This is a genomic window from Planktosalinus sp., assembly GCF_059864935.1.
The window spans coordinates 1-9,014 of record NZ_JCBCCK010000134.1 but is presented as its reverse complement, the minus strand read 5'-3'; the positions used below and the strand labels follow the sequence as shown (position 1 = coordinate 9,014).

General features: G+C 38.3%; 12 protein-coding genes. All 12 read left to right on the top strand.

The window, feature by feature from the left end:
• Positions 1-266: 266 nt before the first annotated feature.
• Positions 267-596 (top strand): iron-sulfur cluster assembly accessory protein, encoded by a 330-nt coding sequence (locus AC6F75_RS05745; RefSeq protein WP_500713997.1) that lies wholly within the window; start codon positions 267-269, stop codon positions 594-596.
• 73 nt (positions 597-669) lie between these two features.
• Entirely contained in the window at positions 670-2,118 is a 1,449-nt protein-coding gene (gene sufB, locus AC6F75_RS05740; protein ID WP_500713996.1) for a Fe-S cluster assembly protein SufB, read from the top strand.
• Between the two features lie 29 nt (positions 2,119-2,147).
• Positions 2,148-2,492 carry a hypothetical protein gene (locus AC6F75_RS05735; RefSeq protein ID WP_500713995.1) on the top strand — a complete coding sequence of 115 codons (345 nt, stop codon included), beginning with the start codon at positions 2,148-2,150 and terminating at the stop codon, positions 2,490-2,492.
• A 5-nt stretch (positions 2,493-2,497) separates the two neighbouring features.
• Positions 2,498-3,253: a Fe-S cluster assembly ATPase SufC gene (gene sufC / locus AC6F75_RS05730; RefSeq protein ID WP_500713994.1), complete on the top strand. Its 756-nt coding sequence runs from the start codon at positions 2,498-2,500 to the stop codon at positions 3,251-3,253.
• Positions 3,254-3,319: 66 nt separating this feature from the next.
• Positions 3,320-4,633, top strand: coding sequence for a Fe-S cluster assembly protein SufD (gene sufD / locus AC6F75_RS05725; RefSeq protein ID WP_500713993.1), 1,314 nt, complete (start codon positions 3,320-3,322; stop codon positions 4,631-4,633).
• Between the two features lie 35 nt (positions 4,634-4,668).
• On the top strand, positions 4,669-5,907 hold the full coding sequence (locus AC6F75_RS05720; protein WP_500713992.1) for a SufS family cysteine desulfurase: 1,239 nt from the start codon (positions 4,669-4,671) through the stop codon (positions 5,905-5,907).
• A gap of 14 nt (positions 5,908-5,921) precedes the next feature.
• Positions 5,922-6,362 carry an META domain-containing protein gene (locus AC6F75_RS05715; protein WP_500713991.1) on the top strand — a complete coding sequence of 147 codons (441 nt, stop codon included), beginning with the start codon at positions 5,922-5,924 and terminating at the stop codon, positions 6,360-6,362.
• Positions 6,352-6,774 carry a SufE family protein gene (locus AC6F75_RS05710; protein WP_500713990.1) on the top strand — a complete coding sequence of 141 codons (423 nt, stop codon included), beginning with the start codon at positions 6,352-6,354 and terminating at the stop codon, positions 6,772-6,774. The genes AC6F75_RS05715 and AC6F75_RS05710 overlap by 11 nt, the downstream gene beginning before the upstream one ends.
• A gap of 9 nt (positions 6,775-6,783) precedes the next feature.
• Positions 6,784-7,113 (top strand): SUF system Fe-S cluster assembly protein, encoded by a 330-nt coding sequence (locus AC6F75_RS05705; RefSeq protein WP_500713989.1) that lies wholly within the window; start codon positions 6,784-6,786, stop codon positions 7,111-7,113.
• Positions 7,114-7,118: 5 nt separating this feature from the next.
• Complete coding sequence (locus tag AC6F75_RS05700; protein WP_500713988.1) at positions 7,119-7,622, top strand: DUF2480 family protein; 504 nt, start codon at positions 7,119-7,121, stop codon at positions 7,620-7,622.
• A 57-nt stretch (positions 7,623-7,679) separates the two neighbouring features.
• Positions 7,680-8,594, top strand: a complete 915-nt coding sequence (locus tag AC6F75_RS05695; protein ID WP_500713987.1) for a DUF3078 domain-containing protein — start codon at positions 7,680-7,682, stop codon at positions 8,592-8,594.
• Between the two features lie 114 nt (positions 8,595-8,708).
• Positions 8,709-9,014: putative ATP-dependent zinc protease (locus AC6F75_RS05690; protein WP_500713986.1), on the top strand; the 306-nt coding region annotated here is incomplete at its 3' end.

The window sequence follows — 9,014 nt, the reverse complement described above, 5'->3', positions numbered from 1 at the left end:
CTAATATTTGTGGTTATAAATATTGCAAATAGTATTAATATTTTTTTCATCTGAATAAAATATTTGTTTAATCCGCTGGGTGAAAAGCTTTCTAATTTGTCAACAAGTTACAAAATAATAGCTTTCAATAGATTATGCTTGCCAGAAAAAGTTTCCTGACCATCACCAAAAGCTATACCTCCATCTAATTTTATAATTAATCTAACACATAAAGCCATTGAAAAAATTGTATATTTGCAGCACTATTTAGAACAAATCTACTTAAGATGATAAAAGTAAGCGATACTGCAAAAACTAAAATCTCCCAGCTTATGGCTGAAGAAGGTTTTAATGTTACCAGCGACTTTGTAAGGGTTGGCGTGAAAAGTGGTGGTTGCTCCGGTTTGTCTTATGAATTGAAGTTTGATAATTCATCCCGTGATGAAGATAAAATTTTTGAAGACAATGCCGTGAAAATCATCATTGATAAAAAAAGTTTTCTTTATCTGGTAGGCACCACGCTGGAATTTAGCGGAGGCCTGAACGGAAAAGGATTTGTTTTCAACAACCCAAACGCTAACCGCACCTGTGGGTGTGGGGAAAGTTTTTCGTTATAAAAGGGTCTAAAAAAACTTAGAAAAATCATTTTTTAGATTTTTTGGATTATTTAAATTATTTAGATTGAAAATTATGTCAAAATATACCGAAGACGACTTACAGAAAGAACTGGAAACCAAAGAATACAAATACGGTTTCTACACAGACATCCTGTCTGACACCTTTCCTGTGGGTTTAAATGAAGAGGTGGTAATGGCCATTTCCAAAAAGAAAGAAGAGCCTGAATGGATGACTGAATGGCGTCTGGAATCCTTTAAATACTGGAAAGAAATGGTTGAACCCGAATGGGCAAACGTGCGTTATAAAAAACCGGATTTTCAAGCGATTTCCTATTACTCGGCACCCAACTCAAAACCAAAATATGACAGCCTCGACGAAGTAGATCCTGAGCTTTTAGACACTTTTAAAAGACTTGGCATATCTCTTGACGAGCAAAAAAAACTGGCCGGTGTTGCTGTTGATATTGTAATGGATTCAGTTTCTGTAGCAACAACGTTTAAGAAAACCCTGGCCGAAAAAGGCATCATTTTCTGTTCCATTTCTGAAGCGATTAAAGAGCATCCTGAACTAGTAAAAAAATATTTAGGTACCGTTGTTCCGCAACGAGACAATTTTTATGCAGCTTTGAATTCAGCCGTGTTTAGTGATGGTTCGTTTTGCTATATCCCTAAAGGTGTGAGATGCCCGATGGAACTTTCTACCTATTTCAGAATCAACCAGGCAGGAACAGGCCAGTTTGAACGAACCCTTGTTATAGCAGATGAAGGTAGCTATGTGAGTTATTTGGAAGGCTGTACAGCACCATCAAGAGATGAGAACCAATTGCACGCTGCCGTCGTAGAGTTAATCGCTTTGGACAATGCCGAAATCAAATATTCAACGGTTCAAAACTGGTATCCAGGTAACAAAGAAGGAAAAGGCGGCGTTTATAACTTCGTAACCAAAAGAGGACTTTGCGAAAAAAACGCAAAAATCTCCTGGACACAAGTAGAAACAGGAAGTGCCATTACATGGAAATACCCGAGTTGTATTTTGAAAGGAGACAACTCTATAGGTGAATTTTACTCCATTGCCGTAACCAATAACTTTCAGCAAGCCGACACCGGAACCAAAATGATCCATCTGGGCAAAAACACCCGGAGCACCATAATTTCCAAAGGTATTTCAGCCGGAGAATCTCAAAATTCATACAGAGGTTTAGTACAAATAAGCCCACGTGCAGATAATGCCAGAAATTTTTCACAATGTGATTCGCTTTTGATGGGAAACAAATGTGGCGCACACACCTTCCCATACATTGAAGCTAAAAATAAAACCGCAAAGATTGAACACGAGGCCACCACTTCAAAAATTGGTGAAGACCAGATTTTTTACTGTAACCAAAGGGGAATTGATACAGAAAAAGCCATTGCGCTTATTGTAAATGGTTTCAGTAAAGAAGTTTTAAACAAACTCCCCATGGAGTTTGCCATTGAGGCACAAAAACTCCTTGAGATTAGTCTTGAAGGTTCTGTAGGATAATCAATAACCAACAAATAACTATTAACCAAATGAAAAAAGTAATTGTTTTATTAAGTGCAGTTTTAATACTGTTTGTTAGCTGTAAAAATGAGGAAATCCTGGAAATCAACGCAGAATTCATTTATCTTGATGATGCTGCCGTACTCAAAGGACCTGATTTTATTTACGGAGTAAAAATTGACGACATGGCTTTAGCGCTTGCTGAACGTGTTAAACCGGTAAAGGTGGAAGAATTTGATATGGTGCCTGTTGTTGTTAAGGGTGTAATTACACAAAAACCCGAAAACACTGAAGGATGGGATCAAATTTTTACTATTAAAGAAATTGTCAGGGTGGGCAAAAGACCCTCACAACCTGACGTAAAACTAGAATAAAAGTTATGTTGCAAATCAAAAATTTACACGCAGGTGTAGAAGAAACAGATATTTTAAAAGGAATCAACTTGGAAGTAAAAGCCGGTGAAGTTCATGCCATTATGGGTCCCAACGGCTCCGGTAAAAGCACACTCGCTTCAGTAATTGCCGGAAAGGAAGAGTTTGATGTCACTGAGGGAAGTATCCTTTTTGAAAATGATGACATCGCAGACCTCGCTCCTGAAGAACGTGCACATAAGGGCATTTTCATGTCGTTTCAATATCCCGTTGAAATTCCCGGTGTATCTGTAACCAATTTCATCAAAACGGCCATCAACGAAACCCGAAAAGCTCAGGGGCTCGAAGATATGCCTGCCAACGAAATGCTGAAAATGATACGGGAAAAAGCTGAGATGTTTGAAATGGACAAAAAGTTTCTGTCACGTTCACTCAACGAAGGTTTTTCCGGGGGAGAGAAAAAGCGAAATGAAATTTTTCAATTGGCAATGCTCGACCCAAAACTGGCTATCCTCGATGAAACTGATTCCGGTCTGGACATTGATGCGTTGCGAGTCGTGGCAAATGGCGTCAACAAATTGAAAAGTGATAAAAACGCCATCGTTGTCATCACCCATTACCAAAGACTTCTTGACCACATTGTCCCGGATTTTGTTCACGTATTATTGGACGGAAAAATAGTAAAAACCGGCACTAAAGAACTGGCCTATGAGCTTGAAGAGCGTGGTTATGACTGGATCAAAGAAGAAGCGAAAGCTGTTTAAAAGTTTAAAGTTTGTGGTTTATAGTTTACTTATTAACCATTAACTTTTAACCATTAACTAAGAAAAATGAGTTTAAAAGATAAATTAGTATCCTCCTTCCTTGCATTTGAAGACTACATCGATGCCGATTCGCATATACACGATATCCGCAATTCGGCCATCAAGTCATTTGAAGAAGCAGGATTCCCCTCAAAAAAAGACGAAGCGTGGAAGTACACTTCTCTCAATGCTGTATTGAAAGAAGATTATTGCATTTTTCCAAAAAAGGAAAATTCCGTCGAGTTTAAAGAGGTAAAAAAATATTTCCTTCACGAAATAGACACCTATAAAATTGTTTTCATAGACGGCGTGTACAATTCTTTCCTCTCAGAAACAACTCACGACAAAGTGGACGTTTGCCTGATGTCATCAGCTTTAACCAAATCGAAATACAAGGCAGTGATTGAAAACTACTTCAACAAAGTAGCTAAAGACGACAGTTTGACTTCGCTGAATACCGCTTTCGCGAAAGAAGGAGCTTATATTTTTATTCCGAAACACCGCGAGGTTGAAAAACCCATCGAAATTATCAATTTTGCCACCGGAAATGAAGCAGCATTACTCATCCAACCCAGGAATTTAATCGTTGCTGAAGAAAACGCCCACGTTCAAATCATTGAACGTCACCAAAGCCTCACCGGAAATGCGGTATTAACCAATGTAGTTACCGAAATCTTCGCAGAAAAAAACAGTAGCGTTGATTACTACAAAGTACAAAACGACATCAATACTGCAACCTTGATAGACAATACTTATATTTCACAAAAAGATGGCAGTAATGTGAGTGTTCACACTTTTTCATTTGGCGGAAAACTCATCAGAAACAACCTGAATTTCTTCCAGAAAGGCGAGCATATCAATTCCACATTAAAAGGAATTACCATTATTGAAGACAAACAACATGTTGACCACAGTACCTTGGTAAACCACATTGAACCCAACTGCGAAAGCCACCAGGACTACAAAGGCATATTTGCCGGAAATTCCACAGGGGTTTTTAACGGAAGGATTATTGTTGAAAAAGAAGCTCAAAAAACCGATGCGTTTCAGCAAAACAACAACATTCTAATAGACGACAAAGCCACCATCAACTCAAAACCACAGTTGGAGATTTTTGCAGATGATGTGAAATGTTCCCACGGCTGCACCATCGGGCAATTGGATGAAGAAGCGATGTTTTACCTTCAGGCGAGAGGCATCAGAAAAAAAGAAGCCCAGGCATTGTTGATGTATGCTTTTGCAAGCAATGTACTTGAAAGTGTAAAAATTCCAGAAGTAAAAGCACGCATCACAAAACTCATTGCCAATAAAATTGGGGTTAAATTAGGGTTCAACCTCTAATACTAACACCGGCATTTACCTAAAGTGAATTTATTATGAAGATGGAAAGCAAACATATCGCTTTTAATGTTGATGAAATCAGGAAAGATTTTCCCATTCTTTCAAGAAAGGTAAACGGGCAGCCTTTGGTGTATTTTGACAATGCCGCCACTTCACAAAAACCACAGGTAGTAATTGCTTCAATTGTTGATTATTATTCAAATTACAATGCAAACATTCACCGTGGAGTACACGCACTTTCGCAAGAAGCCACCGATGCTTTTGAACAAACAAGAGAAAAAATCAGAAAGCATTTTAATATTAAAAAATCAAATGAAGTTATTTTCACTTCGGGGACAACTCACGCCATAAACATTGTTGCTTCAGGATTCAGAAAACTTCTAAAACCGGGTGATGAGCTTATCGTTTCAGCATTGGAACATCATTCAAATATTGTCCCTTGGCAAATGCTGTGTGAAGAAACAGGAGCCGTTTTGAAAGTCATTCCAATGAACGATGAAGGCGAGCTTGACTATGCTTCTTATCTGAATTTGCTTTCAGACAAGACAAAGCTTGTTTTTCTCAACCACATTTCAAACGCTTTGGGTACAATCAACCCCATTGAAAAAATTATAGAAAAAGCTCATAAAGCAGGTGCTGCGGTTTTGATAGACGGCGCCCAGGCCTGTGCACATTTAAAACCCGATTTACAGGCACTTGATGTTGATTTTTACACCTGTTCAGCACATAAAATGTGTGGCCCAACAGGCATAGGGATACTTTACGGAAAAGAAGAATGGCTCAACAAACTTCCACCCTATCAAGGCGGTGGTGAAATGATCAAAGAAGTCACTTTTGAAAAAACCACCTATGCCGATTTACCCCATAAATTTGAAGCCGGAACCCCAAATATTGCAGGTGCTATCGCCTTTGGAGCTGCTTTAGACTATCTGAACGCCATTGGATTTGAAACCATTCAAATTTATGAAAACCAATTGCTGGAATATGCCACAAAAAAATTGATTGAAATAGAAGGTTTAAAGATTTACGGGACTTCGCCACACAAAACATCGGTGATTTCATTCAACATTGTGGGCATCCACCCTTATGACATTGGCACAATCCTTGACCAAATGGGAATAGCAGTAAGAACAGGCCACCATTGTGCTCAACCCATCATGGATTTTTATAAAATTCCCGGTACAGTGCGAGCCTCGTTTGCATTTTACAATACATTTCACGAAATTGATGTGCTTATAAATGCCGTAAAAAAGGCAAAACAAATGTTAACCTAAAAAAACAAAACATTATGAAACCCATTTATTATAGTCTTGCAATACTACTTTTAATTTTCACCACCTCTTGTGATGAAACTCAAAGAGTAATCAACACCGCCGGTAACGTTCAATTGAACGGAAATTACACCATCAATGAAATCAAAGGAAAATCTTATACCCCAAAAGGTTTGGTCATGACTTTTGACGCACTAAACAAAGGTATAAACATCACAACCGAATGCAACAATATGTTTGGAACATACACCTTAGACTTGTATGCTATTAACTTTAGTGAAATGGCCAGCACAAAAATGTATTGTGAAGGAAAAATGGATGCCGAAAAAGAAATCGGCGAGGCTCTTTCTGAAACCGGTTCTTACACACTGGAAGCAGGAATATTAAAACTTTTATCGGCCAATGACCGTAGCCTTTTGCTAACCGCAACAAAAGTGAGGGAAACCAATGGAAATTAAAGACATTCAAGAGGAAATAATAGAAGAGTTTGCTTTTTTTGACGACTGGACCCAGCGTTATGAACACATGATTGCTCTGGGAAAATCGTTACCACTAATTGACGAAGCCAACAAAAAAGATGATTACCTCATCAAAGGGTGTCAGTCTAAAGTATGGGTATATCCCGAGTTTAAAGACGGGAAAGTCGTTTTCACAGCAGACAGTGATGCCATTATCACCAAAGGGATTGTTGCGCTGCTGCTCAGGGTTTTTTCAAACCAAACACCCGAGGCTATTTTGAAAGCAGACACCACTTTTATCGATGAAATCGGACTAAAAGAACATTTATCCCCCACCCGTGCAAACGGTCTGGTTTCGATGATCAAACAACTAAAAATGTATGCCCTGGCATACCAATCTCAACTCAATTAATTTGCAGTTATGGAAACCGAAAACACAATCAATACCGAAGAACTGGGAGAAAAAATTGTAAAAGTCCTCAAAACCATTTACGACCCTGAAATTCCCGTTGATATTTATGAACTCGGGCTAATCTATGATGTTTTCGTCAATGAAGACAAGGATGTAAAAATCATCATGACACTCACCACTCCCAATTGCCCAGTGGCTGAAAGTTTGCCGCAAGAAGTTAAAGACAAGGTGGCCTCTTTAAAAATGGTTAAAGACGTGGAATTGGAACTCACATTTGACCCGCCCTGGTCACAGGAACTGATGAGTGAAGAAGCCAAACTTGAACTCGGTATGTTATAACATATATGGATGAAATCATCAACAAAGTAGCCAACAGCAAATTGGTTGTTATTGACCTGGAGGATTTTTATCCCTCAGGTCGGCGGGTTGTTTTTGACATCAAAGACTGGTTGTTTATGGAACTGGTTTTAAAGGAAAAAGATTTTAGGGAAAAAGCCAAAAACCACGACTGGAGCCAATACAAAAACGCTTATGTGGCATTGCATTGCAGTTCAGAAGCCATAGTGCCCGGCTGGGCTTATTTGCTTCTCACAAGTTATCTCATTCCACATGCCCAAAAAGTGGTCACCGGCTCGCTGACCGATATGGAAAACACTTTATATACTGAAATTCTTCAGGAATCAGATTTTTCAAAATACAAGGACCAACCCGTTATTATTAAAGGCTGCTCAAACAAACCCGTTCCCGAAAACGCCTACACCCTCCTCATTCAAAAACTTCAACCCATAGCAAAAAGCATTTTCTATGGCGAAGCCTGCTCAAGTGTTCCCATTTACAAGAAAAAATAGCTTTTGCCCTTAATCACAAAAAAAATTAATTTTGTTTCGCTTTTAAAACCATCAAGTATGAAGAAATTTAAACTGGCAATGCTTTTTATTGCTTTTACAGGACTCATTTTTGCACAGGAAGAGGAAGAAGAGCCAAAAGAAGGCTGGACAGGTTCAGGAAATTTTTCGTTGCTTTTTAACCAATCTGCTTTTAATGCCGAATGGACAGGCGGTGGAACTTCAAACATAGCAGGAAATATTGCAATTACCTTTGATTTAAATTACAAAAAAGAAAAACTTAGCTGGGACAACAAGTTTATAGGTGATTATGGCTTGACCAAACTAAAGGACAATGAGTTTATACGTAAAACAAATGACCGTCTTGAAATCAATTCATTGGTTGGGTATCAAATTAATGAAGGCAGCCTATGGTCCTATTCATTTTTTACAAATTTCAGATCACAGTTTGGCAAAGGGTATGAATTTGGCGAAGACACTGAAGGCAATACCATCAGAACTGAAACCACACGTTTTATGTCTCCCGGGTATTTACAGTTTGGACCGGGTATGCAATGGAAAAAGAGTGATAACCTGAAAATAAATTTCGCTCCGGCTACATCAAGATTTATTTTTGTAAACAGTCGTTTTACCGATGTGGGCGATGACCCTGATGCCATTGATGCTTTTAATGAAAACCCCTATTTTGGTGTTGAAGCCAATGAAACCATGCGCTTTGAATTTGGTGCTTCTGTTTCTGCCTACGCGAAATTTGAAATCGTGGAAAATGTCTCTATGGAAAACCTTTTGAATTTGTATTCAAATTATCTGGATGAACCAAAAAACGTTGACATCGATTACACTATGAATCTGGTGATGAAGGTCAATGATTTTCTTTCTGCCAATGTGGTCTTTCAGGCCATCTATGACGACAATGCAGCAAAAGGTTTTCAAATTCGGGAAGTTTTGGGCATAGGCATCAACATTTCGCTTTAAAAACGTTTAAAAATTAATTGAAAAGGGTGTTAAAAACACCCTTTCTTTATTAAAATGCAAGCTGATAAATCAAAATACAATTTTACTATCTTGCACCAACAAAACATCATTGTCTTGAAAAGAAACATTGGAAGAATAGATAAGGCCGATTTTCCGTTATTTGACCTTTATGAAATTGCCGTAAAGATTGATACGGGGGCTTATACCTCGTCAATTCATTGCAAAAACGTGGTAGAAGAAAACGGATTGCTCAAATGCAATTTTCTGGATGAAGAACATCCCAACTATGATGGAAGGGAGATTGTTTTCGAAAAATATGAAACGGCACAAGTAAAAAGCAGCAACGGCATCGTACAAACCCGTTATAAAATCAAAACCAAAATTGTACTTTTTGATGAAGAGTTTGATATATCCCTGACC

Excerpts from the sequence above, each read along its gene's own strand:
- AC6F75_RS05745 (WP_500713997.1), top strand. The coding sequence starts at position 267 with ATGATAAAAGTAAGCGATACTGCAAAAACTAAAATCTCCCAGCTTATG.
- sufB (WP_500713996.1), top strand. The coding sequence starts at position 670 with ATGTCAAAATATACCGAAGACGACTTACAGAAAGAACTGGAAACCAAA.
- AC6F75_RS05735 (WP_500713995.1), top strand. The coding sequence starts at position 2,148 with ATGAAAAAAGTAATTGTTTTATTAAGTGCAGTTTTAATACTGTTTGTT.
- sufC (WP_500713994.1), top strand. The coding sequence starts at position 2,498 with ATGTTGCAAATCAAAAATTTACACGCAGGTGTAGAAGAAACAGATATT.
- sufD (WP_500713993.1), top strand. The coding sequence starts at position 3,320 with ATGAGTTTAAAAGATAAATTAGTATCCTCCTTCCTTGCATTTGAAGAC.
- AC6F75_RS05720 (WP_500713992.1), top strand. The coding sequence starts at position 4,669 with ATGAAGATGGAAAGCAAACATATCGCTTTTAATGTTGATGAAATCAGG.
- AC6F75_RS05715 (WP_500713991.1), top strand. The coding sequence starts at position 5,922 with ATGAAACCCATTTATTATAGTCTTGCAATACTACTTTTAATTTTCACC.
- AC6F75_RS05710 (WP_500713990.1), top strand. The coding sequence starts at position 6,352 with ATGGAAATTAAAGACATTCAAGAGGAAATAATAGAAGAGTTTGCTTTT.
- AC6F75_RS05705 (WP_500713989.1), top strand. The coding sequence starts at position 6,784 with ATGGAAACCGAAAACACAATCAATACCGAAGAACTGGGAGAAAAAATT.
- AC6F75_RS05700 (WP_500713988.1), top strand. The coding sequence starts at position 7,119 with ATGGATGAAATCATCAACAAAGTAGCCAACAGCAAATTGGTTGTTATT.
- AC6F75_RS05695 (WP_500713987.1), top strand. The coding sequence starts at position 7,680 with ATGAAGAAATTTAAACTGGCAATGCTTTTTATTGCTTTTACAGGACTC.